Source organism: Bacillus sp. GW821-FHT01G09 (genome assembly GCF_059422205.1).
In genome coordinates this window covers 347285-373733 of record NZ_JBWKWL010000003.1, presented here as the reverse complement: position 1 = coordinate 373733, position 26449 = coordinate 347285, and the positions used below count along the sequence as shown (strand labels likewise).

The 26449-nt window shown below is 44.1% G+C and carries 33 protein-coding genes; 28 read left to right on the top strand and 5 right to left on the bottom strand.

Features of this window, described 5'->3' with window-relative positions; all coding sequences use genetic code 11:
• Nucleotides 1-120 precede the first annotated feature (120 nt).
• From sppA to AC07VD_RS12495, 14 genes are all read left to right on the top strand, one after another.
• Nucleotides 121-1128 (top strand): signal peptide peptidase SppA, encoded by a 1008-nt coding sequence (gene sppA / locus AC07VD_RS12560; protein ID WP_024572159.1) that lies wholly within the window; start codon nucleotides 121-123, stop codon nucleotides 1126-1128.
• A gap of 12 nt (nucleotides 1129-1140) precedes the next feature.
• The gene (locus tag AC07VD_RS12555) at nucleotides 1141-1635 is read left to right on the top strand and encodes an RDD family protein (protein ID WP_014477652.1); all 495 of its coding nucleotides are present in this window, start codon (nucleotides 1141-1143) and stop codon (nucleotides 1633-1635) included.
• Between the two features lie 74 nt (nucleotides 1636-1709).
• A complete protein-coding gene (locus AC07VD_RS12550; RefSeq protein ID WP_004399127.1) occupies nucleotides 1710-2390 on the top strand; it encodes a DUF2953 domain-containing protein in 681 nt (226 codons plus the stop codon).
• Nucleotides 2391-2403: 13 nt separating this feature from the next.
• On the top strand, nucleotides 2404-2859 hold the full coding sequence (gene ytfJ / locus AC07VD_RS12545; RefSeq protein ID WP_004398631.1) for a GerW family sporulation protein: 456 nt from the start codon (nucleotides 2404-2406) through the stop codon (nucleotides 2857-2859).
• Between the two features lie 109 nt (nucleotides 2860-2968).
• Entirely contained in the window at nucleotides 2969-3472 is a 504-nt protein-coding gene (tpx, locus tag AC07VD_RS12540; RefSeq protein WP_003223506.1) for a thiol peroxidase, read from the top strand.
• 60 nt (nucleotides 3473-3532) lie between these two features.
• Nucleotides 3533-4522 (top strand): class I SAM-dependent methyltransferase, encoded by a 990-nt coding sequence (locus AC07VD_RS12535; protein ID WP_024572162.1) that lies wholly within the window; start codon nucleotides 3533-3535, stop codon nucleotides 4520-4522.
• On the top strand, nucleotides 4494-4697 hold the full coding sequence (locus tag AC07VD_RS12530) for a hypothetical protein (protein ID WP_123372909.1): 204 nt from the start codon (nucleotides 4494-4496) through the stop codon (nucleotides 4695-4697). The genes AC07VD_RS12535 and AC07VD_RS12530 overlap by 29 nt, the downstream gene beginning before the upstream one ends.
• A 172-nt stretch (nucleotides 4698-4869) precedes the next feature.
• Nucleotides 4870-6057, top strand: coding sequence for an acetate kinase (locus AC07VD_RS12525; protein ID WP_003223511.1), 1188 nt, complete (start codon nucleotides 4870-4872; stop codon nucleotides 6055-6057).
• Between the two features lie 84 nt (nucleotides 6058-6141).
• A complete protein-coding gene (locus tag AC07VD_RS12520; RefSeq protein ID WP_217018016.1) occupies nucleotides 6142-6654 on the top strand; it encodes a MogA/MoaB family molybdenum cofactor biosynthesis protein in 513 nt (170 codons plus the stop codon).
• Nucleotides 6655-6823: 169 nt separating this feature from the next.
• The gene (locus AC07VD_RS12515; protein WP_003229357.1) at nucleotides 6824-8035 is read left to right on the top strand and encodes an argininosuccinate synthase; all 1212 of its coding nucleotides are present in this window, start codon (nucleotides 6824-6826) and stop codon (nucleotides 8033-8035) included.
• On the top strand, nucleotides 8032-9417 hold the full coding sequence (argH, locus tag AC07VD_RS12510; RefSeq protein WP_124058852.1) for an argininosuccinate lyase: 1386 nt from the start codon (nucleotides 8032-8034) through the stop codon (nucleotides 9415-9417). The genes AC07VD_RS12515 and argH overlap by 4 nt, the downstream gene beginning before the upstream one ends.
• A 61-nt stretch (nucleotides 9418-9478) precedes the next feature.
• On the top strand, nucleotides 9479-9613 hold the full coding sequence (locus tag AC07VD_RS12505) for a hypothetical protein (RefSeq protein ID WP_004399018.1): 135 nt from the start codon (nucleotides 9479-9481) through the stop codon (nucleotides 9611-9613).
• 126 nt (nucleotides 9614-9739) lie between these two features.
• Complete coding sequence (locus tag AC07VD_RS12500; RefSeq protein ID WP_004398521.1) at nucleotides 9740-10507, top strand: SDR family oxidoreductase; 768 nt, start codon at nucleotides 9740-9742, stop codon at nucleotides 10505-10507.
• A 62-nt stretch (nucleotides 10508-10569) separates the two neighbouring features.
• Entirely contained in the window at nucleotides 10570-11253 is a 684-nt protein-coding gene (locus AC07VD_RS12495; RefSeq protein WP_003245964.1) for a metal-dependent hydrolase, read from the top strand.
• 50 nt (nucleotides 11254-11303) lie between these two features.
• Here AC07VD_RS12495 and ytlI read toward each other — a convergent pair whose 3' ends face one another.
• The gene (gene ytlI / locus AC07VD_RS12490; RefSeq protein ID WP_024572164.1) at nucleotides 11304-12230 is read right to left on the bottom strand and encodes a LysR family transcriptional regulator YtlI; all 927 of its coding nucleotides are present in this window, start codon (nucleotides 12228-12230) and stop codon (nucleotides 11304-11306) included.
• Between the two features lie 152 nt (nucleotides 12231-12382).
• On the opposite strand from ytlI, the gene snaA reads away from it, so the two are divergent.
• The 13 genes from snaA to AC07VD_RS12425 all read left to right on the top strand — a co-directional run bounded on the left by snaA (nucleotide 12383) and on the right by AC07VD_RS12425 (nucleotide 23867).
• Nucleotides 12383-12919 (top strand): N-acetyltransferase SnaA, encoded by a 537-nt coding sequence (gene snaA / locus AC07VD_RS12485; RefSeq protein WP_003245971.1) that lies wholly within the window; start codon nucleotides 12383-12385, stop codon nucleotides 12917-12919.
• A gap of 12 nt (nucleotides 12920-12931) precedes the next feature.
• Complete coding sequence (gene tcyJ / locus AC07VD_RS12480) at nucleotides 12932-13741, top strand: sulfur-containing amino acid ABC transporter substrate-binding protein TcyJ (RefSeq protein WP_015251465.1); 810 nt, start codon at nucleotides 12932-12934, stop codon at nucleotides 13739-13741.
• A gap of 13 nt (nucleotides 13742-13754) precedes the next feature.
• Entirely contained in the window at nucleotides 13755-14567 is an 813-nt protein-coding gene (gene tcyK / locus AC07VD_RS12475) for a sulfur-containing amino acid ABC transporter substrate-binding protein TcyK (protein ID WP_494721771.1), read from the top strand.
• Nucleotides 14568-14588: 21 nt separating this feature from the next.
• Nucleotides 14589-15308 (top strand): sulfur-containing amino acid ABC transporter permease TcyL, encoded by a 720-nt coding sequence (gene tcyL / locus AC07VD_RS12470; RefSeq protein WP_004399112.1) that lies wholly within the window; start codon nucleotides 14589-14591, stop codon nucleotides 15306-15308.
• A gap of 29 nt (nucleotides 15309-15337) precedes the next feature.
• Nucleotides 15338-16045, top strand: a complete 708-nt coding sequence (tcyM, locus tag AC07VD_RS12465) for a sulfur-containing amino acid ABC transporter permease TcyM (RefSeq protein WP_445214200.1) — start codon at nucleotides 15338-15340, stop codon at nucleotides 16043-16045.
• The gene (gene tcyN, locus AC07VD_RS12460; RefSeq protein WP_003229383.1) at nucleotides 16042-16821 is read left to right on the top strand and encodes a sulfur-containing amino-acid ABC transporter ATP-binding protein TcyN; all 780 of its coding nucleotides are present in this window, start codon (nucleotides 16042-16044) and stop codon (nucleotides 16819-16821) included. The genes tcyM and tcyN overlap by 4 nt, the downstream gene beginning before the upstream one ends.
• A complete protein-coding gene (locus AC07VD_RS12455) occupies nucleotides 16818-17822 on the top strand; it encodes an LLM class flavin-dependent oxidoreductase (RefSeq protein ID WP_128738115.1) in 1005 nt (334 codons plus the stop codon). Before tcyN ends, AC07VD_RS12455 begins: the two co-directional genes overlap by 4 nt.
• A 14-nt stretch (nucleotides 17823-17836) precedes the next feature.
• Complete coding sequence (locus AC07VD_RS12450) at nucleotides 17837-18118, top strand: glutaredoxin family protein (protein ID WP_173614240.1); 282 nt, start codon at nucleotides 17837-17839, stop codon at nucleotides 18116-18118.
• Entirely contained in the window at nucleotides 18115-19443 is a 1329-nt protein-coding gene (locus AC07VD_RS12445) for an LLM class flavin-dependent oxidoreductase (protein ID WP_494721772.1), read from the top strand. Before AC07VD_RS12450 ends, AC07VD_RS12445 begins: the two co-directional genes overlap by 4 nt.
• Before the next feature lie 46 nt (nucleotides 19444-19489).
• Nucleotides 19490-20182 carry an RNA-binding riboflavin kinase RibR gene (gene ribR, locus AC07VD_RS12440; protein WP_120028470.1) on the top strand — a complete coding sequence of 231 codons (693 nt, stop codon included), beginning with the start codon at nucleotides 19490-19492 and terminating at the stop codon, nucleotides 20180-20182.
• Between the two features lie 17 nt (nucleotides 20183-20199).
• Nucleotides 20200-21450 carry an S-alkyl-N-acetyl-metabolite deacetylase SndA gene (gene sndA, locus AC07VD_RS12435; protein WP_494721773.1) on the top strand — a complete coding sequence of 417 codons (1251 nt, stop codon included), beginning with the start codon at nucleotides 20200-20202 and terminating at the stop codon, nucleotides 21448-21450.
• A gap of 18 nt (nucleotides 21451-21468) precedes the next feature.
• Nucleotides 21469-22371 (top strand): sulfite exporter TauE/SafE family protein, encoded by a 903-nt coding sequence (locus AC07VD_RS12430; RefSeq protein WP_088467317.1) that lies wholly within the window; start codon nucleotides 21469-21471, stop codon nucleotides 22369-22371.
• 176 nt (nucleotides 22372-22547) lie between these two features.
• Nucleotides 22548-23867 (top strand): CBS domain-containing protein, encoded by a 1320-nt coding sequence (locus tag AC07VD_RS12425; protein WP_217019409.1) that lies wholly within the window; start codon nucleotides 22548-22550, stop codon nucleotides 23865-23867.
• Nucleotides 23868-23885: 18 nt separating this feature from the next.
• Here AC07VD_RS12425 and AC07VD_RS12420 read toward each other — a convergent pair whose 3' ends face one another.
• A complete protein-coding gene (locus AC07VD_RS12420; protein ID WP_003229401.1) occupies nucleotides 23886-24188 on the bottom strand; it encodes a YtpI family protein in 303 nt (100 codons plus the stop codon).
• 130 nt (nucleotides 24189-24318) lie between these two features.
• On the opposite strand from AC07VD_RS12420, the gene nrnA reads away from it, so the two are divergent.
• A complete protein-coding gene (nrnA, locus tag AC07VD_RS12415; RefSeq protein WP_004398971.1) occupies nucleotides 24319-25260 on the top strand; it encodes a bifunctional oligoribonuclease/PAP phosphatase NrnA in 942 nt (313 codons plus the stop codon).
• Nucleotides 25261-25277: 17 nt separating this feature from the next.
• On the opposite strand, the gene AC07VD_RS12410 is transcribed toward nrnA, so the two are convergent.
• From AC07VD_RS12410 to ytrH, 3 genes are all read right to left on the bottom strand, one after another.
• A complete protein-coding gene (locus AC07VD_RS12410; RefSeq protein WP_003229407.1) occupies nucleotides 25278-25469 on the bottom strand; it encodes a YtzJ family protein in 192 nt (63 codons plus the stop codon).
• A gap of 101 nt (nucleotides 25470-25570) precedes the next feature.
• Nucleotides 25571-26074 (bottom strand): sporulation membrane protein YtrI, encoded by a 504-nt coding sequence (gene ytrI, locus AC07VD_RS12405; protein ID WP_003229408.1) that lies wholly within the window; start codon nucleotides 26072-26074, stop codon nucleotides 25571-25573.
• Nucleotides 26071-26412 carry a sporulation membrane protein YtrH gene (gene ytrH, locus AC07VD_RS12400; protein ID WP_003229410.1) on the bottom strand — a complete coding sequence of 114 codons (342 nt, stop codon included), beginning with the start codon at nucleotides 26410-26412 and terminating at the stop codon, nucleotides 26071-26073. Before ytrH ends, ytrI begins: the two co-directional genes overlap by 4 nt.
• Nucleotides 26413-26449 lie beyond the last annotated feature (37 nt).

Genomic DNA, 26449 nt, shown 5'->3' with positions numbered 1-26449 from the left:
TTTGGCCATAAGTGTACCACGTTTGCCGGCAGCCCGTTAAGCCGGAGCTTTCTCATTAATTGAAACATTTTTCATATTGAATCGTATAATGAGAGAGTTTGGGAAAAAGGAGGAGAAAAAATGAATGCAAAAAGATGGATTGCATTAGTGATTGCTCTGGGGATTTTCGGCGTGTCTATTATCGTCAGCATCTCTATGAGTTTCTTTGAAAGCGTCAAAGGCGCTCAAACGGATCTCACATCACTGACGGATGAATCGCAGGAAAAGACGCTGGAAAACGGCAGTCTCTCAAGTAAAATTGCCGTATTAGAGGTCAGCGGCACCATTCAGGATAATGGGGACTCAAGCAGTCTGCTTGGTGCAGACGGATATAACCACAGAACGTTCTTAAAAAACCTTGAGCGCGCAAAAGATGACAAGGCGGTCAAAGGTATCGTTCTGAAGGTGAATTCTCCGGGTGGCGGAGTGTATGAAAGTGCTGAAATACATAAGAAACTGGAAGAAATCAAGAAAGAAACTAAAAAACCGATTTACGTGTCAATGGGTTCGATGGCAGCATCAGGAGGCTATTACATCTCAACAGCGGCTGATAAGATTTTTGCGACACCGGAAACCCTGACCGGGTCACTCGGCGTCATTATGGAAAGCGTCAATTATTCAAAGCTTGCCGATAAGCTTGGCATTTCTTTTGAAACGATTAAGAGCGGGGCCCATAAGGACATTATGTCTCCTTCCCGTGAGATGACGAAAGAAGAAAAAAACATCATGCAATCGATGGTTGATAATTCGTATGAAGGCTTTGTTGATGTCATTTCAAAAGGGCGCAGCATGCCGAAAGCAGAGGTAAAGAGAATTGCGGACGGCCGCGTGTATGACGGACGGCAGGCGAAAAAACTGAACCTCGTTGATGAGCTTGGTTTTTATGACGATACCATTACGGCGATGAAAAAGGATCACAAGGATTTGAAAAACGCCTCTGTCATTTCTTATGAGGAAAGCTTCGGATTAGGCTCACTGTTTTCCATGGGTGCGAACAAAATGTTTAAAAGTGAAATTGATTTTTTGAATATGAGAGAAATTCTATCGCAATCCGGTTCGCCGAGAATGATGTATCTCTATGCGAAGTAGGAGGGAACAATAATGGACGCGACATATGAAGAGTTAGAGCGCAATGACATCAAAGGCCCGCAAGAAGCGGAGCAGCTGACACATGCCTATGCTGGCTTTTGGGTTCGTTTCTGGGCTTTCCTGCTTGATTGGCTCGTGATATGGGGATTAAACCATTTGCTCGTTTCTCCCCTCTTTACCGTATTGGATCTGCCGAAAACATCCGGCATGTTTACCTTCTCGGCCTACAGTGTGACAACGCTTATTGTGTATCTTGCCTACTTCGCACTAATGACTAAATACTTCAGGCAGACGCTTGGTAAAATGGTGTTCGGCCTCAAAGTGGTTTCTGTGAAGCAAGATAGCAAGCTGACATGGAGTACAGTGATTTTTCGTGAAGTGGTTGGACGGTATATTGATAAGATTTGGATTTTATATATCGTTGTTGCTTTTTCACCTACAAAACAAGGGATTCATGATTACATCGCGGATACCACCGTGGTGCATGAAAAATTATACCGCAAATAACCGAAAACCCGGACCTCCGTCCGGGTTTATTTTTTTAGGAATTGGCGATAATGCTCCTAGAGGAAGTGAAGAATATGGTGTATGTACTGACAGCCATTCTTATTCTCATAGGGATCGTACTGCTTCTCAGAATGAAAATCCATGTCGCGCTGGAGTATCTTCATGCCGATGATAATGACAAATTGACCTTGAAGATTACGGCGCTGTTTGGCCTTATAAGGATCAAAAAAACAATCCCGGCGATTAAGGTGAACAAAGAAGACGGAACAGTGGATATCAAACAAAAAACTGAATCCAAAATGAAAAAAAGCAGCGGAAAGAAAAAAATTACACAAAACGATGTGCAGCAAAGCATTAATAAAATCGAAATGCTTTTGCATCAGGTCACCAGACTACGGAAAATCAGCGCGTCTTTTCTCGCGCATTTACATATCACAAAACTAGAATGGGTTACAGTAATCGGAATTCAGGACGCGGCAGTGACAGGTGTGTTAACAGGTGCTGTATGGGGTGTGAAGGGCGGTATCGCAGCAATGCTTTACGACCACCTGGACTTTGTGAATAAACCTGTCTATGAGGTGATCCCGTCGTTTCAAGTCCCTGTTTCCAAGACCCATTTTCAGTGTATATTCTTTTTTCGCTTTGGACATGCTATGCTTGCAGCTTTCAAATTCGTCAAATACGGACGGGAGCTATCCGTATTAAAGAAGAATCCGTCGGCTAGAATGACTTCAAAGAATGATTCATCAGTTTAAGGAGGAAGCGTATATGGCAGACCATCCCATCCAAGGTTTAATGAAAACCGCAATGGAAAACTTGAAGGAAATGATTGATGTTAACACCATCATCGGAGATCCAGTAGAAACGCCTGATGGAAGTGTGATTTTAACTGTTTCTAAAGTTGGATTCGGATTCGCCGCAGGCGGAAGCGAGTTTGGCGGAAAGCCAGCCGAAAAGAAATCGGAAGACGATGAGACAAGAGAACAGAAACTTCCTTTCGGAGGCGGAAGCGGGGGCGGTGTGTCCATTACGCCGATCGCGTTTTTAATTGTCGGATCGACAGGCATCAGAATGCTTCATTTAGATGAAAATACCCATTTAATAGAGAAAATTTTAGACGCAGCCCCTCAAACACTCGAACGCATCCAGCAAATGTTCAAGAAAAATAACAAGAACCAAAGCCAGGGCCAAAATCAAAACCAAATGAACAATATGAATTATTAAAAAAAGGTTAACTGCGCTGGCCGCAGTTAACTTTTTTTTGGCATAAACTTTGCAGTTTGCAGGAAACTTTACTATGATAGAGACATACATACAAAAGGGAGGAATTATAATGGCTGAAATTACATTCAAAGGCGGTCCGGTTACACTTGTCGGACAAGAAGTGAAGGTAGGAGATCAAGCTCCTGATTTCACAGTGCTGACTAACAGCCTTGAAGAAAAATCGTTAGCTGACATGAAAGGAAAGGTAACGATTATTTCTGTTATCCCTTCAATTGATACAGGTGTTTGTGATGCACAAACACGCCGTTTTAACGAAGAAGCTGCAAAGCTTGGAGATGTCAACGTCTACACAATCAGTGCAGACCTTCCATTCGCGCAAGCGCGCTGGTGCGGCGCTAACGGAATTGACAAAGTGGAAACACTGTCTGACCACAGAGATATGTCATTTGGCGAAGCGTTCGGTGTGTATATTAAAGAACTTCGTTTGCTTGCGCGTTCCGTATTTGTCCTTGATGAGAATGGAAAAGTCGTTTACGCTGAATATGTAAGCGAAGCAACAAACCACCCGAACTATGAAAAGCCAATTGAGGCTGCTAAGGCATTAGTGAAGTAAGCAGGGAAAAAAGCTCCAGGCTGACGCCGGAGCTTTTTTCATGGCAAGGAGGAACACAATATGCAAAACGACCATGTAGGTGCGGTGTATGAGCTGTTAAACGAAGCAGCGATTATGATAAAGAATGAATTGCAGATTTCATATATAGAGGCGCTGGCCGAAGCAGGAGAAATGTATTTTCTTGAAAAAACGGATCAGCTGAAACTGCCTGCTGATCAGAAAACCAAACAACTTCAGGCTCTGCTTGAAAAAGCGGATTTCGGCACGTATGAGCATGAGTGGGTACGCAAGGCTTTTCAGCTTGCCGTCCTTAAAGGAATGAAAGATATCTCCCATCCAAACAGACAAATGACGCCGGATACGATCGGGCTTTTCATCAGCTATTTGGTGAATAAGTTTATGGCGGACAAAAAGGAACTGACCATTCTTGATCCAGCCTTGGGAACTGGGAACCTTCTGTTTACCGTGCTGAACCAGCTGTCTGAAAAAACGGCAAACAGCTTTGGCATTGAAATTGATGATGTGCTCTTGAAGATCGCCTATGCCCAAGCGAACCTTCTGAAAAAAGAGCTTGAGCTTTTCCACCAAGACAGCCTTGAGCCGTTGTTTATCGATCCAGTTGACACGGTCATTTGTGATCTGCCAGTCGGCTATTATCCGAATGACGAAGGAGCAGAAGCGTTTGAGCTTAAAGCTGACGAAGGCCATTCCTTCGCTCATCATCTGTTTATTGAACAGAGCGTCAAGCATACCAAACCGGGCGGCTACTTATTTTTTATGATTCCGAATCATTTGTTTGAGAGCTCCCAAAGCGGCAAGCTGAAACAGTTTTTCAAAGATAAGGTTCATATCAACGCACTGTTGCAGCTGCCAAAATCTATTTTTAAAGACGAAGCTCATGCCAAAAGCATCCTTGTGCTTCAGAAACAAGGAGAGAATACGAAAGCGCCGGGGCAAATTCTGCTTGCGAATCTTCCGTCTTTCTCCAATCAAAAGGCGATGCTTGATATGATGGCTCAATTTGATGAATGGTTTAAAAAAGAAAAGTAAGTGTTTTAAAAGCAGCTTAGGCAGCCGTATGAGGTCGATGCCTAAGCTGCTTTTATTTATGCTTTTGAAGACCGGACTTGACGAATTGAATCCAGCTTTGAAACACAAAATACAGAGGGAAAAACCGCAAATTGTAAGCGTTCATCAATACAAAACCTATAGGGAATGTGTCTGAAAATAACGACTTCTTATTGTAAGCGTTATCAATACGCAAGTTGACTTGAAAAGCCGACATGACAATGTTTAAATGGAAAAGTCAGATATTTTTCGGAGAAGATGTTGATATTCACCGGGAAAAAAGTACGAAAAACGAAGTTGTTGATACAGAGTATAAAGGAGCGTCAATCATGTCCAAAATTATTGCAATTAACGCAGGAAGCTCGTCTTTGAAATTTCAGCTTTTCGAAATGCCTTCAGAAACCGTTTTAACGAAGGGTTTAGTTGAACGAATCGGTATCGCCGACAGTGTATTCACAATTTCTGTGAACGGCGAAAAAAATACAGAAGTAACTGATATTCCGGATCATGCGGTAGCTGTTAAAATGCTGCTGAATAAGTTAACGGAATTCGGCATTATTAAAGACTTGAATGAAATTGACGGAATTGGCCATCGTGTCGTTCACGGCGGAGAAAAATTCAGCGATTCTGTTTTATTAACGGATGAAACCATTAAGGAAATCGAAGATATTTCTGAATTGGCACCGCTTCACAATCCGGCAAATATCGTTGGAATTAAAGCGTTCAAAGAAGTGCTTCCAAATGTTCCTGCGGTAGCTGTATTTGATACGGCATTCCACCAAACAATGCCTGAGCAGTCTTACCTGTACAGCTTGCCGTATGAATACTATGAAAAATTCGGCATCCGTAAATACGGCTTCCACGGCACTTCACATAAATATGTAACTGAGCGTGCGGCAGAGCTTCTCGGCCGTCCGTTAAAAGACTTGCGCCTGATTTCCTGCCACCTTGGAAACGGAGCAAGTATTGCGGCTGTTGAAGGCGGAAAATCAATTGACACATCCATGGGCTTTACGCCGCTTGCCGGTGTAGCAATGGGTACACGTTCTGGAAACATCGACCCTGCCCTGATTCCATACATCATGGAGAAAACAGGCCAAACGGCTGACGAAGTATTGAATACATTAAACAAAAAAAGCGGACTGCTCGGCATTTCCGGTTTCTCAAGCGATCTTCGTGACATCGTCGAAGCAACGAAAGAAGGAAATGAGCGCGCGGAAACGGCTCTTGAAGTATTCGCAAGCAGAATCCACAAATACATCGGTTCTTACGCTGCAAGAATGAGCGGTGTAGATGCGATCATCTTTACTGCCGGTATCGGTGAAAACAGTGTGGAAGTCAGAGAACGCGTTCTTCGCGGTTTAGAATTCATGGGCGTATACTGGGATCCTGCGCTTAATAACGTGCGCGGCGAGGAAGCTTTCATCAGCTATCCGCATTCTCCAGTAAAAGTCATGATCATTCCGACTGATGAAGAAGTCATGATTGCGCGCGACGTTGTTCGTTTAGCAAAATAAATCGCATGAAAGCACATTCTCTTGAATGTGCTTTTTTGTTGATGCATGATAGTGACAGACAGAAAACATAAAAGAGGTGGGCCTATGAACGTTCAAGAGCATAAACAAGAAGCTCCCGATATCGTTCGGTGCAAAGTGATTACTGTCAGTGACACGAGGACAGAGGAAACCGATAAAAGCGGCAAGCTGATGATCTCATTTTTAGAAGAAGCCGGTCATCATATTGCTGCATATGAAATTGTAAAAGACGAAAAGGATGCTTTGCAGCGGTCAGTGCTTGCGGGCTGCATGGATGAACAGACAGACGCGGTACTCTTAAACGGAGGGACAGGCATAGCAGATCGTGATGTCACAATTGAAGCCATAACGCCGCTGTTTTCGAAAGAATTGCCCGGCTTTGGAGAAATATTCAGGATGCTGAGTTATACAGAGGATATCGGCTCTGCCGCAATCATGTCGAGAGCAACTGCCGGCGTCATTCAGCATACCGCTGTTTTCTCAACGCCAGGCTCAAGCGGCGCAGTAAAGCTGGCAATGAATAAGCTGATTATTCCCGAACTTGCGCATGTGGTCAGAGAAATCAGAAAAGACAAGTAAATGAATAAATACTATGAAACTTCACCTGAAATTTAGGTGAAGTTTTTTTTATAAAAGGCTTGAAAAAACGAAACGTACTTGTTAAAGTGTATACATACAAAATGTATTTTTATTAAATATAATTTATTTTTATACAAAATAGAAACACGGTTGAGAGGGGATTTTTATCATGTCAGAACAGAAAAAAGTCGTATTAGCATACTCAGGAGGTCTTGATACTTCCGTCGCAATAAAATGGCTTCAGGAGCAAGGATATAATGTAATCGCCTGCTGCCTGGATGTCGGTGAGGGCAAAGATTTGGCATTTGTTCAGCAGAAAGCGCTTGAAGTCGGCGCGACAAACTCCTACGTGATCGATGCAAAAGAAGAATTTGCACAGGATTACGCGCTTATCTCTTTGCAGGCCCACACGATGTATGAAGGAAAATACCCGCTTGTTTCGGCATTATCTCGACCGCTGATCGCGAAAAAACTGGTTGAAATTGCGGAAAAAGAAGATGCACAGGCGATTGCCCACGGATGCACAGGGAAAGGAAATGACCAGGTTCGTTTCGAAGTCTCCATTAAATCATTAAACCCTGACCTAGAAGTCATCGCGCCGGTTCGCGAATGGCAGTGGTCACGTGAAGAAGAAATTGAATATGCGGCTAGCCGCGGCATTCCGATTCCGATCAATCTTGACAGCCCGTATTCTATCGACCAAAACCTCTGGGGACGCGCCAATGAGTGCGGTATTTTAGAAGATCCATGGGCGGCGCCGCCAGAAGGTGCATACGATTTAACAGCTCCGCTGGAAAAAACGCCGGACACGCCGGAAGTGATTGAAATTGCATTTGAACAAGGCGTGCCTGTCTCCATTGACGGTGTTTCCTACTCGCTTTCTGAGCTGATCTTGAAGCTGAATGAAATGGCGGGCGCGCACGGTGTCGGACGTATCGACCACGTGGAAAACCGCCTCGTTGGCATTAAATCCCGGGAAGTATACGAATGCCCTGGTGCGATGACACTGATCAAAGCGCATAAAGAATTAGAAGATTTGACACTGGTGAAAGAGGTAGCCCACTTTAAACCGATCATCGAGCAAAAAATGTCAGAAATCATTTACAACGGCTTATGGTTCTCACCGTTAAAAGACGCGCTGCACGCTTTCTTAAAAGAAACGCAAAAGCATGTCACAGGCATTGTCCGCGTGAAGCTGTTTAAAGGCCATGCAATTGTAGAAGGACGTAAATCGGAATACTCTTTATATGATGAAAAACTTGCAACATATACAAAAGACGATGCATTTGATCACCATGCAGCAATCGGATTTATCGAGCTTTGGGGACTTCCGACAAAAGTGAACAGCATCGTGAAAAAGAAGGAGCAGATTAAAGCATGAAGAAGCTTTGGGGAGGCCGATTTCAAAAAACACCGGAAAAATGGGTCGACGAGTTCGGCGCGTCTATATCATTTGACCAAAATTTAGTTGCTGAAGACATTACAGGGTCTCTCGCACATGCTGCCATGCTGAAAAAATGCGGTATTCTGACAGCTGAAGAAGAGCTGAAAATCCGAGAGGGCCTGAATACCCTTTTGCAAAAAGCAGAGGAGGGAGCATTGGAATTCTCAGTCGATTATGAGGATATTCATTTGAACATTGAGAAAATGCTCATTGACGAAATCGGTCCTCTTGGCGGCAAGCTGCATACCGGCAGAAGCCGGAATGACCAGGTGGCGACTGACATGCATTTATACTTGAAGAATCATGTCGGCCACATCATCGAGCTGATTGAGGCATTCCAAAGTGCGCTGATCGAAAAGGCGGAAGCGAACGTTGAAACGATTCTGCCGGGCTACACACATTTGCAGCGCGCCCAGCCGATTTCATTCGCTCACCATCTGCTTGCGTATTTCTGGATGCTTGAGCGCGACAAGGAGCGTTTTCAGGATTCGATGAAGCGGATTAACAAATCTCCGCTCGGCTGCGGGGCGCTCGCGGGAACAACCTTCCCAATTGACCGTGACTATTCAGCAGAACTGCTCGGCTTTGATTCCATTTATGAAAACAGCTTGGACGGCGTCAGCGACAGAGACTTCATTTTGGAGTTTTTAAGCAACAGCAGTATGCTGATGATGCACCTATCCCGTCTCGCTGAAGAAATCATTTTATGGTGCTCGCAGGAGTTTAAATTCATCGAGCTTGACGATACGTACGCAACAGGAAGCAGCATGATGCCGCAAAAGAAAAACCCTGATATGGCGGAGCTGATCCGCGGCAAAACAGGGCGCGTATACGGCGATATGATGGGTCTGTTTACGATCATGAAAGGACTTCCGCTCGCTTACAACAAAGATCTGCAGGAAGACAAAGAGGGCATGTTTGACACGGTGAAAACGGTGGAGGGCAGCCTGCAAATCTTCACAGGCATGATCCAAACAATGACTGTAAACAAAGACGTCATGAAGCAAGCAACAAAACAAGACTTTTCAAACGCGACGGAACTGGCCGATTATTTAGCTAAAAAAGGAATGCCGTTCAGAGAAGCGCATGAAGTGGTCGGGAAACTTGTGTACACATGCATCGAAAGAGGGATCTATTTAAGCGATATGCCGTTTGGCGAGTTTCAGCAGGCGAGCACACTATTCGAAGAAGATATTTACACTGTGTTAGACCCTTACTACGCAGTTGAAAAAAGAATGAGCGCCGGGGGCACCGGATTCAAACAGGTGGAACAGGCGCTTGAAAAAGCGAAAGCTTGCGTGGCAGCAGGAGTTTGTTAAAATTTCCTTCATAAAATCCCGTCATTATAGCCAACCTACCTCTATAATGATGGGAGGCAGAATGATGAAAAAAGAACCGGAACGCTATATTTATGATGAACAAGAAAGCCAGGAGACAACAAGGCTCATTTCAGAAGCATATCAAAGCGGTTATGTCGATATGCCTGATCAGGAGTCTTCATCTCCTGCAGAATAAGCTGTCTGTACAGACAGCTTTTTTTGTATGCCAAAGTGTAAAAAGTGATATTGCAAGCCTTTTATAGTAAAGTAGAAGAAGAAACACTTTATTGAAAGCGGCGACGTTGCTTTGGGAGGTATTCATGTGCGACATGCTTTAATTACTGCCGGTTCGAAGGGTTTAGGCCGCAAAGTGACTGAAACGTTGCTTGCAAAGGGGTATTCAGTAACAGTCAATTACAGACAGGATGAGGAGGCAGTCAGCCGCCTGAAGGAAGCCTGTCCCGATTGTCTTGACCGGCTGCAATTTGTAAAAGGTGATGTCACCAAAAAAGAAGATCTGCTGCGTATTGCAGAGGCTGCCTTAAACCGCTTCGGAAGGATCGACTTTTTGATTAACAACGCGGGACCATACATATTTGAACGTAAAAAGTTAGCCGATTATACTGATGATGAATGGTATGGCATGCTGGAAGGAAATTTAAGCGCCGTCTTTCATTTATTCAAAGCGGTTATTCCTATTATGAGAAAACAGCAATTTGGACGCATCATTACGTACGGATTTCAAGGTGCGGCTCACGCGCCCGGCTGGCTTCACCGATCGGCATTTGGCGCTGCGAAAGTGGGCTTGGCTTCTTTGACGAAGACAATTGCCATTGAAGAAGCCGAATTCGGCATAACCGCCAACATGGTTTGCCCAGGAGACATTGTCGGCGACATGAAAGAAGCATCGATAGAGGAAGCCAGAATGCGAATTGGCAAAGAAAAAACGCCGATAGGAAGATCCGGTACAGGCGAGGATATCGCCCGGATTATCGCTTTCTTGTGTGAGGAGAACTCAGACCTTGTGACAGGGACTGTCATTGAAGCCACCGGAGGCCTCAATGTCATTAACAAGAATCAAACAACATAAGTTTTTCAGCTTTTTAAAAAGGGAAAATAAAAAAATCAAAATCATGTGACGAGGTGAAAGAAATGAAAGTGACATATCACGGACATTCTGTAATCACAGTGGAAACGAAGGACCATCATATTATTTTTGATCCGTTTTTAACAGGGAATTCATTAACGGATATAAAGCCGGAGGATGTAAAAGCGGATGTCATCTTACTAACGCACGGCCACAATGACCATGTCGGTGATACTGAACAAATCGCCAAGCAAAATAACGCGCTGGTTATAGCACCGAACGAGCTCGCTGTGTACTTAGGCTGGAAAGGCTTGAATGTTCATCCAATGCACATCGGCGGCTCCCGCCAGTTCGATTTTGGAAAAGTGAAGCTCACACAGGCCTTTCATGGATCAGCCATCACAGATGAAGAAAACAAAACGATCACTTACACAGGCATGCCTGCCGGTATTTTGCTGACTGTAGAAGATAAAACGATTTTCCACGCGGGCGATACGGCTCTTTTCTCTGATATGAAACTCATTGGCGAATTGAATCATATCGACCTTGCTTTCCTGCCGATTGGCGATAACTTTACGATGGGGCCTGAAGACGCCAAGCTTGCCGCTGAATGGCTGCGCGCAAAACAGGTCGTGCCGGTGCATTACAATACATTCCCGGTCATCGAACAAGACCCAGAAGCATTCGCTGACAGCCTGCCGGGCGGAGTCGGCAAAGTCATGTCGGTCGGTGAGACGATCGAGCTTTAAACCGTGAAACCATCTCCTGATGAATCAGGAGGTGGTTTTTATTTTTTCAGTTATCCTGTAATGGTCTTATCAGAGGTTCCTTCCAATTCTTTGCTGCGCTGCTGAAAACGTTTGGTTATCCGGGCGATCAAGTCCTTCGTGGCGCGGTCAAAATGAACTTCTTTTTGATTTGTCAACAGCCCTATGGGCGGGGTGATATCCAGGTTCAGAATTGGAATAACTTTAGTGCCGTTGAACGGTTTAGAATGTGCGGTGCTAGTAAAGATTGAAATTCCGATGTTTTCACGTACGTAATATTCATGTGACATGCTGCTTGTGAGCTCCATTTTTTTGTAGCGATTCCCGAGTTCTCTATGTAAATGCTGTTCAATTTGTAAGCGAATGGGGCAATTGGCGGGCGTAAATATGAAGCGCTCTTCTGCTAAATCAGACAAATGGACAGCCTTCTTCTCAGCGAGCGGATGTTGATCAGATATAATCACATTTAATGTGTCATAAAAAAATGGATGGTAGTAATTTTCAAGAATCAGCTCCGGCTCGCCGCAGACTGCAAAATCAATCGTCCCGTCTAAAAGCTTTTGACTGCAGGTATTGGCGTCATCAACCTTGATATTAACCGTTATCTTTGGGTAATCCTTTAAGAAATCCTTTAAAATCTCGGGGAATATCAGACTGGCGGTTGGCTCTGAAACCCCTATGTTGATAATGCCTGCCTCTTCTTCCTTTAAGTCGGAGAGATTGTGTTTAAGCGCCTCGTATTGCATCAAAAGATCTCCTGTTCGTTCATAAAAAAGTTTCCCTGCTTTTGTCAACTGCAGGCTTTTTCCTCTTTCAAACAGCAGTACGCCTAAATCTTGCTCCAATTGCTTCATACGCATCGATATCGTCGGCTGCGAGTAGTTGAGTATTTCTGCAGCTTTATAGAAGCTTCCAAATTTTACAATCGTATGAAACGTTTTGATTGAGCGTAACTCCAATGTGCTCCCTCCTGTTTTTCATCATTAAAATTACTGAAGTGAAGGTTTACTTTTTTTGATTAGTCAAAGATCAGAGTATGCTTTATAGTATAAACAATAAAAGCTTAGTAAACAAATAGGAATTATATATTTTGTGAAGAGGAGTGACAAAAATGAGTGATGATATTTTTCGACTGGCAACTGTTGAAGATGCATCGGAGCTGTTGAAACTGGTTAACAGCGCATTTCAGCCCATTCGGCAGCTGGATATTGATTGGCCATCCACGAGAGCTGATATCCAAATGGTATCAGAAAATATTGAACATCATTCAGCGATTGTGCTGGAGCGGGATGGGAAGCTGATTTCAACGATTACAATCAGGTTCCCGTGGGAGAGTGAGACGCCTCCTTCAAAATATCCATTTGTGTGGTGGTTTGCGACACTGCCGGAATATAAAGGGCAAGGCGCCGGAAGTAAGCTGCTTACGTATGTTGAAGAAAAAGTGCTTCGAGATATGCTGAAGGCTCCTGCGCTGACACTCGGCACATCCGCGCGCAAGCATCCTTGGCTTGCTGACATGTACAGAAGGAGAGGGTATGAAGTGTATTTTGAGCAGGAAAAAGACGGGGACATAGGTGTGATGATGCACAAGGTTCTGATTCCGGAACGATTTAACCCAACGCTTTTAGGTGCGCCCAGCTGGGCATGATGTGAGGAGCCTATGAATAAGCGTAAAGGATTGGTTTTGCTGCTGTCAGTGTTTGCATTACTTGGCGGGGGATGTTCGCAAACAAATAACAAAACAGATCGTCAGGCTCAAACGGTCATAGTCGGCACTGGAACAGATTTTCCGAATATTGCGTTTTTAAATGAAAAAGGCGATTTGACCGGGTATGACATTGAAGTGATGAAAGCCATCGATAAGGAGTTGCCTCAATATACATTTGAATTTAAAACGATGGATTTCTCAAATTTGCTGACGAGTCTCGGAAATAAAAAAATTGACGTGATTGCGCACAATATGGCCAAAAATAAAGAACGAGAAAAGCGTTTTTTGTATCATAAAGTCCCATATAACTACTCGCCGATGTACATCACGGTGAAAGAGGATAATCACAAGATTCATACATTAAAAGACTTACACGGAAAAACAGTCATAGTTGGCGCCACGTCAAATGCGGCAGATTATATTACAAAGTACAACAAAACGCACGGCAGCCCGATTCATTTGAAATATGCGGGACAGGGAAGCAATGACACCGCCAATCAAATTGAAACCGGGCGCGCAGATGCAACGATAGCTACACCGTTTGCCGTCGATTTTCAGAATAAAACGCACGCCTTCCGCCAAAAGACAGTCGGTGACGTGTTATTAGATACCGAGGTGTACTTTATGTTTAATAAAGGCAGCCAAACCTTGGCGGATGACACGGATCAAGCGATTAAAAAGCTGGAGAAAAACGGAACGCTAAAAAAACTAAGCCGAAAATGGCTCGGGGCAGATTATTCAAAATCAAGTTTTGAAAAATAAATGGGGCGATGAGATGAAAACGAAAGCAGCATTCATGGCAATATTATTTTCGCTTATAACAGTTCTGTCAGCTTGCGGTGCAGGCAGTCAAACGACGGGAGCCGGGCAAAAGAAGGTACAGACGATCACGGTCGGAACTGGAACCCAATTTCCGAATATTTGCTTTATCGATGAAAAAGGCGATTTAACCGGTTATGATGTCGAACTGATCAAAGAGCTTGATAAGCGCCTGCCACATTATAAATTCGCATTTAAAACGATGGAATTTTCCAACCTGCTTGTCAGCCTCGGACAGCATAAAGTCGATATCGTGGCACATCAAATGGAGAAAAGCAAAGAGCGTGAGAAAAAATTTCTGTTTAACAAGGTTGCTTACAACCATTTTCCTTTAAAAATTACTGTGCTTCAAAATAACGATACGATCCGTGGAATTGAAGACTTAAAAGGAAAACGGGTGATTACGAGTGCAACCTCCAACGGAGCGCTTGTACTGAAAAAATGGAATGAGGATAATGGACGGCCGTTTGAGATTGCCTATGAGGGCCAAGGCGCAAATGAGACTGCGAATCAGCTGAAATCGGGGCGTGCGGACGCAACGATCTCAACGCCTTTTGCAGTAGACTTTCAAAACAAGACGAGCGCTATTAAAGAAAAAACCGTCGGTAATGTGCTTTCAAATGCCAAAGTGTATTTTATGTTTAACAAAAATGAACAAACGTTAAGTGACGATATTGATAAAGCCTTAAAGGAAATCATTGATGACGGAACGCTGAAAAGGCTCAGTTTGAAATGGCTTGGTGACGACTATTCCAAAGAGCAGTATTAGGTAAAAAGAGAGGGAGCAGTGATGGAAAAAGCGTTTGATATGAACATGATTGGAGATTTTGTGCCGACGTTAACCGCTTATTTACCGGTTACATTATACATTTTAACACTGTCCTTGCTTTTCGGTTTTGTATTAGGACTCTTTCTGGCACTGCCCCGCATCTACAATATTCCAATTGTAAATCAATTGGCAAAAGTGTATATCTCATTTTTCAGGGGAACGCCTATCATGGTGCAGCTTTTCATCGTGTTTTACGGAATCCCGGCGCTTACGGGGCTTATCGGGATTGATACATCAAAAATGGACCCGTTTTATGCTGCTGTCGCAACCTACGCGTTAAGCAATGCAGCGGCAGCCGCAGAAATCATTCGAGCGGGGGTGGGCAGTGTAGATAAAGGCCAAACGGAAGCGGCGTACAGTATTGGCTTAAGCGGTAGTCAGGCCTTCAGGCGAATCGTTCTGCCCCAGGCACTTGTCCAGGCGTTTCCGAATATGGGAAACATGGTGATCAGTTCTTTAAAAGATACGTCTCTAGCCTTTTCAATTGGTGTTATGGATATGTCCGGAAGGGGCCAAACACTGATTACCTCAAGCAACCATTCTCTTGAGGTTTACATTGCGCTATCGATTGTTTATTATGCTGTTGCAGTTTTATTCGAATGGTTCTTTCGAGTGGCAGAAAAACGAATCAAGAAGAATCAAACAAGGATTGTTACTGTTTTTGACATGAACATACATTGATATATTTCTTCGGATGAGGGGGGAGAAGATTGCAATTTGACTTTCCATTTATCGTTTCCGCCATGAAAGAAATGGTAAAGACCATTCCTCTGACATTGATGATGGCTGTTTTGCCGATTGTGTTTGGATTTCTCGTGGCTCTTGGAAATATAATTGTTAGAATTTTTAGAATTAAGGGCTTGGCGGCTTGCTCAAGGTTTTATGTGTCTTTCTTTCGAAGTACACCTGCAATCCTTCACATTATGTTGATTTATTTAGGGATACCGCCTGTTGCAGATCAAGTCAGCAGTTTTTTTCATCTCGGCTGGTCCGCCAATGAGATACCGGTCTCCATGTTTGTCATCATGGCCTTGTCTTTAACTGCCGGAGCTTATCTGACAGAAATCATCCGGTCGGGCATTCTGGCGATGGATACCGGACAGGTCGAAGCGGCTTATTCAATCGGCTTGACACACAGCCAAACCTTTCGGCGTGTAATATTGCCGCAGGCGCTGATGGTTTCCATCCCAAACTTCACAAATTTGGGTATCGGCTTTTTGCATACCACCTCTATCGCAGCTATAGTGGCTGTCCCAGAGATTACAGGGACGGCGACTATCGTTGCTTCTGATAATTATGCATTTTTAGAAGCGTTTATCGGAGCAGCGATTATCTATTGGGTGCTGACTCTAATCCTAGAATCCGTAAATGGAGTATTAGAGAGAAAGGCAGCCAGATTTCAAGGAGGCACTTTATGATTGAGATTAAAAATATCCATAAACAGTTTGGCATCCACCATGTATTAAAAGGGATAAATCTCACGGTACGCAAGGGAGAAGTTGTGACGATTATCGGGCCGAGCGGATCAGGGAAAACCACCTTTTTACGGTGCCTGAATTTATTAGAACGTCCAGACGAAGGGATCATTTCTATACATGACAAAGTGATTAATTGCAGCTTTCCGTCGAAAAAAGAGGTTCACTGGCTCAGAAAACAGACGGCAATGGTATTTCAGCAATACCACCTGTTTGCTCACAAAACGGTAATTGAAAATGTCATGGAGGGCTTGACGATTGCCCGGAAAATGAGAAAGCAAGACGCGTATGCCGTAGCGGAAAATGAACTGAGAAAGGTCGGGCTTCAAGATAAATTGAACGCTTATCCGAGTCAGTTATCGGGAGGACAAAAGCAAAGGGTTGGGATAGCAAGGGCGCTTGCCATTCATCCTGATGTGCTGCTGTTCGATGAGCCGACGGCAGCGCTTGACCCGGAGCTGGTCGGTGAAGTGCTTGAGGTAATGCTGGAAATCGTGAAAACCGGAGCCACCATGATTGTTGTTACACATGAAATGGAGTTTGCAAGAAGGGTCTCTGATCAAGTTGTTTTTATGGATGAAGGAGTCATTGTTGAACAAGGAACCCCGGAGGAAGTCTTCCGCCATACCAAAAAAGACAGAACGAGGCAGTTTCTCCGCCGTGTTTCGCCGGAATATTTATTTGAACCAAAAGAACACATAAAGGAGCCGGTGATATGATCCGCTTAAGTATTTTAGACCAAAGCTTGATATGTGAAGGGGAGACAGCAGCTGATACATTACAGCATACAGTGAACTTGGCACAAATGGCTGAAGAGTGTGGATATCACCGATTTTGGGTGGCCGAACATCACAACAATGATGAGATTGCAGGGTCTGCACCCGAGGTTCTTTTAGGCTATCTTGCTGCAAGCACAAGAAAAATTCGTTTAGCATCAGGCGGAGTGATGCTGCAGCATTACAGCTCTTATAAAGTAGCGGAGCAATTCCATCTTCTATCAGCGTTAGCTCCCGGCCGTATAGATCTTGGAGTGGGCAAAGCGCCCGGCGGGTTTCAGCTGTCCACAGACGCACTGCAGGCCGATTATGAAAAACCGGTGCGTCAGTTTGATGAAAAACTGGAGGAGCTTACTCATTTCGTACGGGATGATTTTCCTGATACCCACCGCTATGCCGCATTGCGTCCTAGGCCGCAGGTTGATCGGAAGCCGGGTATTTTTCTATTAGGAGGAAGCACAGAGAGTGCCATTTCGGCTGCAAAACTGGGAATCTCTTTTGTCTTTGCTTACTTTATTAACGGTGAAGAGGAAGTGCTGAAGGAAGCCCGCCGAGCATTTGACGCGCATCTCCCCCCAGGATCTGAGGCTGAATTTCATCTTGCTCCCGCTGTTTTTGCGGCACATACAAAAGAAGAAGCGGAAAAACATATTGTGTCGCGTGAATCGATAAAAGTGGTTTTGAAAGACGGGCGTAAGGTCAACGTCGGTTCCCGCGAACAGGCTGAGGCCTATCTGGAAAACGTCACAGAGCCATATGACATCATCGTGCAAAAAACCGGGATTATTGCCGGAACAAAGGAAGAAGTGGCAGAAGAATTAACACGTTTATCAGGCACATACAAAATCAATGATTTTGTTATTTTTACACCTATCAAAAATGCTGTAGAAAAACAGCTGTCTTATCAGCTGCTGAGCGATGCAGTTTTAGCTGCAAAACGTTAAGGAGGGACAGAAGAATGAGTGATGTTGTGAACATTGTGGTTTGGAGTAAAAAAGGCTGTTCGTATTGTGAGGAAGTCAAGAATTATTTGAATGAAAAAGGGTTCCCGTTCCAAAATATCGATGTTTCAGAGAAAGAAAAGCTTCGGGATATTTTACAGGTGAAATATGGGGTACGCCATGTGCCTGTGGTCGAAATCGGGCGCGGCAATCAGTATCAAGGGATAACTGAAATCGGCATTGAACACCTTGATCTTGCACTTGCTAATCATGCACAGATAAAGGAGGTAAAAAGATGACACGTTCAGATTTTATTCAGTTTGGAGCCATGATTCACGGTGTCGGGGGAACAACTGACGGCTGGCGTCATCCCGATGTTGATCCCTCGGCCAGCACGAATATTGAATTTTACATGAAAAAGGCGCAAACAGCTGAAAAAGGTTTGTTTAGTTTTATTTTCATTGCAGACGGCTTATTTATTTCTGAAAAATCGATTCCTCATTTTTTAAACCGTTTTGAACCGATCACCATTTTATCTGCGCTGGCATCGGTTACCAAAAATATTGGTTTAGTAGGGACGTTCTCTACATCTTTTACTGAGCCATTCACTATCTCCAGACAATTGATGTCGCTGGACCATATCAGCGGGGGCAGGGCAGGCTGGAATCTTGTTACTTCTCCGCAGGAAGGAGCGGCGCGCAACCATAGTAAGTCAAATTTGCCAGAACACACTGAACGTTACGAGATCGCACAAGAGCATTTGGATGTTGTGCGCGGGCTGTGGAATTCCTGGGAGCATGACGCATTTATACACAATAAGAAAACAGGGCAGTTTTTCGATCTGGCGAAGCTTCATCGCCTGAATCATAAAGGAAAGTATTTTCAAGTAGAGGGGCCCTTGAATATCGGGCGCTCTAAGCAGGGAGAGCCTGTAGTGTTTCAAGCGGGTTCATCAGAAACAGGCCGGCAGTTTGCTGCTAAAAATGCGGATGCGATTTTTACCCATTCCAATTCATTAGAAGAGACAAAAGCGTTTTATGCGGATGTGAAAAGGCGAGCTGCTGATGAAGGGCGTGATCCTTCAAGTGTGCGGATTTTTCCAGGGATCAGCCCGATTGTAGCAGATACGGAAGAAGAGGCGGAAAAGAAGTATCGTGAATTTGCAGAATTGATACCGATTGAAAATGCTGTTACTTATTTGGCCCGTTTTTTTGATGATTATGATCTGAGTGTTTACCCGTTGGATGAGCCATTTCCCGATATTGGCGATGTGGGAAAGAATGCGTTTCAAAGCACAACAGACCGGATTAAGAGAGAAGCAAAAGCCAGAAATCTGACATTGCGGGAGGTAGCACAGGAAATGGCTTTTCCACGGACTCTATTCATCGGAACACCAGAGCGTGTCGCATCCTTAATTGAAACTTGGTTCAACGCTGAGGCGGCGGATGGGTTTATCATTGGGTCGGATATACCGGGAACACTTGATGCTTTTGTAGAAAAGGTGATTCCGATTCTTCAAGAAAGAGGGCTTTATCGTCAAGATTATCGCGGCGGGACATTGCGGGAAAATCTCGGTCTTGGCATTCCGCAGCATCAATCCGTTTTACATTCATCACATCATTAGGTTTCGTCTGTTCGAATGCGGAAGCTGAAAGGGGAGGCTGACTTTTTTGACGATCATTGCCGGTACGGTTGTGAAAGGAAAACAATTAGGCAGAAAACTTGGATTCCCCACGGCAAATGTAGATGCAAAAATGCATGGGCTGCGTAATGGAGTTTATGGGGTTCTGGCGACAGTCAATCATCAATTTCATTTAGGGGTTATGAATATCGGTGTGAAACCGACGGTCGGCTCTAACCTTAAAAAGACATTGGAGATTTTTTTGTTTGACTTTCATAGAGACATCTATGGAGAAAAAATCGAATGCAGCATTCTCTTTAAAATTAGAGAAGAAAGAAGGTTTGATTCTTTGGAGTCGTTAACAAAGCAAATTAAAAAGGATATTTCGTGCGTTGCAAAACGCTTTGAGCTGATTGGGATTATGGCACCGAACAAAAAAGAAAGCCTGCTTTCCCATCAGGAGTTAAATCTTCCGGATCTCTGCTTTTACAAGAAATGTAACAACCTATATGGCGTCAACCGAGGCGTGTACAATGTCATTGATAACTGGTTTTTTGAGTACGGAATTACACAAGTAGTTTACAGGCGCATTTATATTTTATCTTTTTTAAGCTTTTTGAAAGAGGATAATCCGAAAGTTTCCAGCAAGTATATAAGATTTGGGGCGGGCGGTCTTGCTGATAAATTGAACCGATTTATTTCATCTTATGTTGAAGAGTCTGAAGAAAATATATTGGGATAGGGAAAGGAGCGGAACATATGTCTTTGGATTATTGGAGAAATATAGAAGGCTCCTATCCATATCAGACTACAGGAAATGACATCCTGACGTTGAAAGAGGAGTCTAATCCCGTAAATCTCTCAACGCTAGAAAAGCAGCTCATCGGCATTCGCCGGCACCTGCACCAATATCCTGAACTGTCAAAAGAAGAATTTGAAACAACTGCTTTTATAAAAAAATGCCTTAAAGAAAAGGGGATACAGATTCGCCCTACTGCTCTAAAAACGGGTGTGTTCGCAGACATAGCAGGGGAGTCAGAAGGTCCGGCGATTGCTTTGAGGGCTGATATTGACGCCTTGCCAATTGAAGAAAAAACAGGATTGCCTTATGCGTCTAAACATAAAGGGATCATGCATGCGTGCGGTCATGATTTTCATACGGCAGCGCTTCTTGGTGCGGCCTTTTTATTGAAGGAAAATCAAGACAGTCTGAAAGGAAAGATTCGTTTATTATTTCAGCCGGCAGAGGAAGCGGGTGCAGGCGCTGCAAAAGTGATAGAGGACGGCCAACTGGATGGCATTGATGCGGTTATTGGCCTTCACAATAAACCGGATATCGCGGTTGGGACTGTAGGGTTAAAAACAGGCCCGCTTATGGCTGCTGTTGACCGATTTAAAGTAGAGATAGAAGGGAAAGGCGCTCATGCAGCATTGCCGCATAATGGTTTTGATCCAATTGTCGGCGCCTCTCAGCTTATTGTCGCCCTGCAAACGATTGTAAGCAGAAATGTAAACCCGCTGCAAAGCGCGATTTTAACCATAGGGAAAATCAACGGCGGCAGCACTTGGAATGTCATTCCGGATACAGTGGTCATTGAGGGCACTGTTCGTACATTTGATTCAGAGGTTCGTAATCAAGTGAAACAGCGTTTTTTGGCAGTCACAGAGCAGATTTCTGCTGCTTTCTCGTTAAAGGCAAATGTGAAGTGGCATTCCGGACCGCCGCCGCTTTGTAATGATGAGGCAATAACGGGGCTGGTGCGAGACGCTGCGCATAAAGCGAAACTTCAAGTCATTGATCCCGCCCCATCAACCGCGGGGGAAGATTTTGCTTATTATCTTGAGCATATTCCGGGATCCTTTGCGTTTTTTGGAACAGACGGTGATCATGATTGGCACCACCCTGCATTTACAATTGATGAAACTGCCATTATCAAAGCCTCTTATTTTTTATATGAAAGCGCCAAGAGATTGTTAGATTTGAATGAAGAGTCAAAAATATCTGATTGATATAGATGGGGTGTTCTGATGAAGAAATTAATCGTTTTTGCATTTATTGGTTTATTGTCGCAGTTAATAGACGGTTCGTTAGGTATGGCTTATGGGGTTACCTCAACTTCTTTGTTATTGGCGTTTGGCATCACACCTGCTGTGGCTTCAGCTTCTGTCCATTTAGCGGAAGTCGTAACGACTGCCGCATCGGGAGTGTCGCATATTAAATTTGGCAATGTTGACAAACAAACCGTTTATCAGCTTGTCATTCCCGGCTCTATAGGCGCTTTTTTAGGCGCGGCATTCCTCAGCCAATTACCTGGAGATGTGGCGAAACCCTATATTTCTTTGTTTTTGCTCCTTCTGGGCGGATATGTATTGATCAGGTTTTTATTTCAATATAAGCCGGCTCTTGAGAAGAAGCATGTGCCGTTAAACCGAAAACAATCCATCCCATTGGGCGTGATCGCTGGTTTTGCAGATGCCACAGGCGGAGGCGGATGGGGACCGGTGACCACTCCGATTTTATTATCTCGCAAAGGCTTGAGCCCGAGGAAAGTTGTCGGGACTGTAGACACAAGTGAATTTGCCATCGCGGTATCTGCAACTGCCGGTTTTCTTATTTCATTAGGATGGGAGGACGTCAATTGGTTATGGGTGTTTTCACTAATGGCCGGCGGAATTATCGCTGCCCCTATCGCAGCATGGCTGGTGCAGAAGTTTCATCCGCAATTGATGGGTGTGCTTGTAGGAGGGTTTATTATTCTGGTAAATGCCAGAACATTAATAAATGAATGGATCGCAAACACAGCTGTTTATCCATTGATCTATACGGCCATAGGGGCGATATGGCTATTCGCAGTTTTATTTGTTTTATCTAAAATAGGGAATCGAAATATTGTTAAGACAGCAGTTGATGTCCATTTAAAAGAAAAATAAAGGGTTTTTCCGCTTTACGATGTAAAAGGAGCCACGGGGTCCTTGCGCTTGACTGGAACGAAATCAACGCTGTAAGAAGCCGGTCGGGCTTCTTTTTTATTTTCCAGCCTCATTGCGTATAAATCCTTTGAAACCTTATAATAAAAACAAGAAGACTGTCCTTAGAGGTGAAAGGCTTGGCAACGAAGCATGAACAAATTTTAACGTATATCGATTCACTGCCTGTCGGTGAAAAAATTTCTGTCCGAAGAATTGCAAAGGAAATGAAAGTAAGCGAAGGAACCGCGTACAGAGCGATCAAGGAAGCAGAGAATAAAGGGTTTGTCAGCACGATTGAACGTGTGGGCACGATCAGAATTGAACAAAAGAAAAAAGAGAACATTGAAAAGCTTACCTATGCAGAGGTTGTAAATGTTATAGACGGACAAGTGCTCGGAGGCAGGGCAGGGCTCCATAAGACATTGAATAAATTCGTCATCGGCGCGATGGAGCTTGACGCGATGATGCGTTACACCGCAGCGGGGAATCTTTTGATTGTCGGAAACAGAATCAATGCACACAGGCAGGCGCTTGAAGCGGGCGCGGCCGTATTGGTGACCGGGGGCTTTAACACGGATGACAGCATTGTGCAGCTGGCAGATGAGCTTGAACTGCCGATTTTATCCACGAGCTATGACACCTTTACAGTTGCCGCGATGATTAACCGGGCAATTTATGACCAGCTGATCAAAAAAGAAATTGTTTTGGTGGAGGACATCCTAACACCTGCTGACCGCACGGTATATCTTTCGCCTAAGGATAAACTTGAAAAATGGTATGAGAAAAATTTTGAAACAGGGCACGGCCGCTTCCCGGTTGTCGACGATCAAATGAAAATCCATGGCATTCTGACATCAAAAGATATTGCTGGCCATGACCGAAATGCATCTATAGAAAAAGTTATGACCAAAAATCCCGTCACGGTTATTGGGAAAACATCTGTCGCTTCAGCTGCGCAAACGATGGTATGGGAAGGGATCGAAGTGCTTCCCGTCACTGACGGCCACCAAAAACTCATCGGCATGATCAGCCGCCAAGACGTATTGAAAGCTCTTCAAATGATTCAAAAGCAGCCGCAGGTCGGGGAGAAGCTTGATGATATCGTTTCAAGGGGGTTTAAAGATGAGGGTGATGATAAAGAAAATCAAACGGTTTACGAGTATGAAGTCACGCCGCAAATGACAAATCAGCTTGGAACCATTTCTTATGGCGTATTTACGACTATTTTGACGCAAGCGGCAAACCGATTTTTGCGCTCGAAAAAACGCGGCGAACTCGTCATAGAGAGCATCACCATTTTCTTTTTGAAGCCTGTGCAGATGGAATCAGTCATCGAAGTCAAACCTCGCATCTTGGAGGCCGGCAGAAAGTTTGGGAAAATGGAAGTAGAAGTGCACAGCCAAGGTCATATCGTGTCTAAAGCGATGCTAATGGTTCAGCTGATGGAAAGAAGCTAAGGGACGTTCAGGCGCCCCTTACGCGTGATCTCTTTCAGCTTCTTTGGCGTGAAGGGGATTGTAATGCCTGAAGGCTTTATAACCTGCCCAAGCGCTTCCTGCTCCTATGACGATAAAGATACCGCCGATTACTAACGTTAATACTGAATGGAATAATATCATTTGGTTGAGCCCGTAGAACAGGACTAGTGACCCTAAGGCCATGCTTGATTTTGCTGAACATATTTCTTTTGCCAAAGATGGCTTTGCCCGTACGCCTTTTACTTTATAGTACACATAAAAGCAGGCGGAAAGCCCAATCAAAAAAACAAGAACCAGCATAAATGAAATCCTCCATCGTAAAAGTTTACAAACCCATTTTATACAAAAACGGGCTTGGTTTTGACGTTATTTTTCTTTTCCGTCGGCAGAGAATGTGATTTAATGAATAAAAACAATAAAGGAGTATCAAATGAAAACAGAATTGATCAGAACCATATCATTATATGACACGATTATCTTACATAGACATGTGCGTCCTGATCCGGATGCCTACGGATCACAGTGCGGGCTTACGGAAATCCTGCGCGAAACATATCCTGAAAAAAATATTTTTGCGGTCGGCACGCCTGAACCGTCCCTCTCTTTCTTATATTCCCTCGATGAGGTGGACAATGAAACATATGAAGGCGCACTTGTCATTGTCTGCGATACGGCAAATCAGGAAAGAATCGACGATCAGCGTTATCCTTCAGGCGCCAAACTAATGAAAATCGACCACCATCCGAACGAAGATCCATACGGTGACCTTCTCTGGGTCGATACAAGCGCCAGCTCAGTAAGTGAAATGATTTACGAGCTGTATTTAGAAGGAAAAGAGCACGGCTGGAAGCTGAATACGAAAGCGGCAGAGCTGATCTACGCCGGCATTGTTGGAGATACCGGACGCTTTTTATTTCCGAATACCACGGAAAAAACATTAAAATATGCAGGCGAGCTCATTCAGTATCCATTCTCTTCCTCAGAGTTATTTAATCAATTGTATGAAACAAAACTGAATGTGGTGAAGCTTAACGGCTTTATCTTTCAAAATGTGTCTTTGTCCGAAAACGGGGCGGCTTCTGTTTTCATCAAAAAGGATACGCTTGAAAAATTCGGCACAACGGCTTCTGAAGCGTCGCAGCTTGTCGGGACGCTCGGCAATATCTCAGGTATTCGCGCCTGGGTGTTTTTCGTAGAAGAAGACGATCAAATCAGAGTCAGATTCCGTTCGAAGGGGCCTGTCATTAACGGACTTGCCCGGAAATATAACGGCGGAGGGCATCCGTTAGCTTCAGGCGCCTCTATTTACAGCTGGGATGAAGCTGATCGGATTTTAGCTGATCTGGAAACATTATGTAAAGAACACGAGTAGAGGGGAGACCCTCTCTCTTAGTGTTCATCTGTGACGGGGATGAACCAGCAGCCGAAATCAGTAAGGTCCTCGTAGACTTGGAGATTGTGTGATTGAAGTTCTTTTTTGATGAGGGAAGCGAGTGAGTTTGTTTCGGCATATGCAGAAAAACCTTGTCTGAGACGGGCTGCTTGATCTTTTGCTAACTGACGGTCACTGTAAACCTCCATTTCCCTTCCTCCTTCCTTTCGCCATTAAGCCTCACATATAGTTTATAAAAAAGAATGGGAAAAAGCGACAGAAGTTTGGAGAATTTAAAAAAAATCCATAATTATGTGGCGAAAGAAATTTCAAGTTCCACTGTCAGCCTCGTATAAATAATCAATTCTCTGACGGTTGCCTCGTATTTTTTTTCATTGATCATATAGACTTTATTTTCAATTGTCCGCTTCAAGAGATCCTTTGTTTGATAGACGCTCTCTATGTCTTTTGTAATCACCTCTGAAATATCATCCTTTACATGCTCCTCGAATTTCGTTTTATCCGGCTGTGATATTTTATATTTATCCCCATTCAGCAATTTGACGCTGACGCTTTGAATCAGCAGTTTTCTTTTATTATCTTCATTCAGTTTATGGAGGTCTTCCTGATAGATCGAAATTTGATTGTTCAAGTCTTTTACATGCTCTTTTTGCTTTTCGATGAGGCTGACCTGCTCCTCTTGGAATGTTCCGTAAGTAAACAGGAAAAAGAACCAGCTGATTACGGCTCCGCACATCATTCCCGCGAAAAAACGCTGCCATCCCGGTTTTTTGTAATGCTGGGGGACCCTCATGAAGAAAGATGCTCCTGGGTCAGCCATGATATAATAAGCCAGCCGCTTTGCGCGCCCCCCATGGCCGAAATAATTAAAAGAAGCTGTTTAAAGATATCTCTCGTATTGCCTTCGAGTATGCCGCGTTCAAAGCTGTATACCGCATCAAAGGTGCCTCCGATAGCTGCGACAAGCGCCCATATTTTTAACCGGTTGGCAAGCTTTGTAATGGCTGTAAGCGGGGGTTCGCCTGCCAAGTATGCTCCGAGCCCTCCGATGAGTGCGCCTCCGATCAGCACCCCTAACGCAATGAAGTAGCTATTGATAAAATTCACCATAAATCCTGCTTCCTGATCCATCTTTATCACCTCACCTTTTATATCATATTGAGCTTTC

Coding starts and splice junctions, on each gene's coding strand:
- AC07VD_RS12525 (WP_003223511.1), top strand. CDS start 4,870: ATGTCCAAAATTATTGCAATTAACGCAGGAAGCTCGTCTTTGAAATTT.
- AC07VD_RS12520 (WP_217018016.1), top strand. CDS start 6,142: ATGAACGTTCAAGAGCATAAACAAGAAGCTCCCGATATCGTTCGGTGC.
- tcyN (WP_003229383.1), top strand. CDS start 16,042: ATGATTGAGATTAAAAATATCCATAAACAGTTTGGCATCCACCATGTA.
- tpx (WP_003223506.1), top strand. CDS start 2,969: ATGGCTGAAATTACATTCAAAGGCGGTCCGGTTACACTTGTCGGACAA.
- AC07VD_RS12420 (WP_003229401.1), bottom strand. CDS start 24,188: ATGCTGGTTCTTGTTTTTTTGATTGGGCTTTCCGCCTGCTTTTATGTG.
- sndA (WP_494721773.1), top strand. CDS start 20,200: ATGTCTTTGGATTATTGGAGAAATATAGAAGGCTCCTATCCATATCAG.
- AC07VD_RS12445 (WP_494721772.1), top strand. CDS start 18,115: ATGACACGTTCAGATTTTATTCAGTTTGGAGCCATGATTCACGGTGTC.
- AC07VD_RS12550 (WP_004399127.1), top strand. CDS start 1,710: ATGGTGTATGTACTGACAGCCATTCTTATTCTCATAGGGATCGTACTG.
- nrnA (WP_004398971.1), top strand. CDS start 24,319: ATGAAAACAGAATTGATCAGAACCATATCATTATATGACACGATTATC.
- AC07VD_RS12515 (WP_003229357.1), top strand. CDS start 6,824: ATGTCAGAACAGAAAAAAGTCGTATTAGCATACTCAGGAGGTCTTGAT.
- AC07VD_RS12430 (WP_088467317.1), top strand. CDS start 21,469: ATGAAGAAATTAATCGTTTTTGCATTTATTGGTTTATTGTCGCAGTTA.
- tcyL (WP_004399112.1), top strand. CDS start 14,589: ATGGAAAAAGCGTTTGATATGAACATGATTGGAGATTTTGTGCCGACG.
- AC07VD_RS12555 (WP_014477652.1), top strand. CDS start 1,141: ATGGACGCGACATATGAAGAGTTAGAGCGCAATGACATCAAAGGCCCG.
- tcyK (WP_494721771.1), top strand. CDS start 13,755: ATGAAAACGAAAGCAGCATTCATGGCAATATTATTTTCGCTTATAACA.
- ytrI (WP_003229408.1), bottom strand. CDS start 26,074: ATGAGGGTCCCCCAGCATTACAAAAAACCGGGATGGCAGCGTTTTTTC.
- tcyJ (WP_015251465.1), top strand. CDS start 12,932: ATGAATAAGCGTAAAGGATTGGTTTTGCTGCTGTCAGTGTTTGCATTA.
- argH (WP_124058852.1), top strand. CDS start 8,032: ATGAAGAAGCTTTGGGGAGGCCGATTTCAAAAAACACCGGAAAAATGG.
- ytrH (WP_003229410.1), bottom strand. CDS start 26,412: ATGGATCAGGAAGCAGGATTTATGGTGAATTTTATCAATAGCTACTTC.
- AC07VD_RS12455 (WP_128738115.1), top strand. CDS start 16,818: ATGATCCGCTTAAGTATTTTAGACCAAAGCTTGATATGTGAAGGGGAG.
- AC07VD_RS12410 (WP_003229407.1), bottom strand. CDS start 25,469: ATGGAGGTTTACAGTGACCGTCAGTTAGCAAAAGATCAAGCAGCCCGT.
- AC07VD_RS12505 (WP_004399018.1), top strand. CDS start 9,479: ATGATGAAAAAAGAACCGGAACGCTATATTTATGATGAACAAGAAAGC.
- ytfJ (WP_004398631.1), top strand. CDS start 2,404: ATGGCAGACCATCCCATCCAAGGTTTAATGAAAACCGCAATGGAAAAC.
- AC07VD_RS12495 (WP_003245964.1), top strand. CDS start 10,570: ATGAAAGTGACATATCACGGACATTCTGTAATCACAGTGGAAACGAAG.
- AC07VD_RS12450 (WP_173614240.1), top strand. CDS start 17,837: ATGAGTGATGTTGTGAACATTGTGGTTTGGAGTAAAAAAGGCTGTTCG.
- AC07VD_RS12535 (WP_024572162.1), top strand. CDS start 3,533: ATGCAAAACGACCATGTAGGTGCGGTGTATGAGCTGTTAAACGAAGCA.
- sppA (WP_024572159.1), top strand. CDS start 121: ATGAATGCAAAAAGATGGATTGCATTAGTGATTGCTCTGGGGATTTTC.
- snaA (WP_003245971.1), top strand. CDS start 12,383: ATGAGTGATGATATTTTTCGACTGGCAACTGTTGAAGATGCATCGGAG.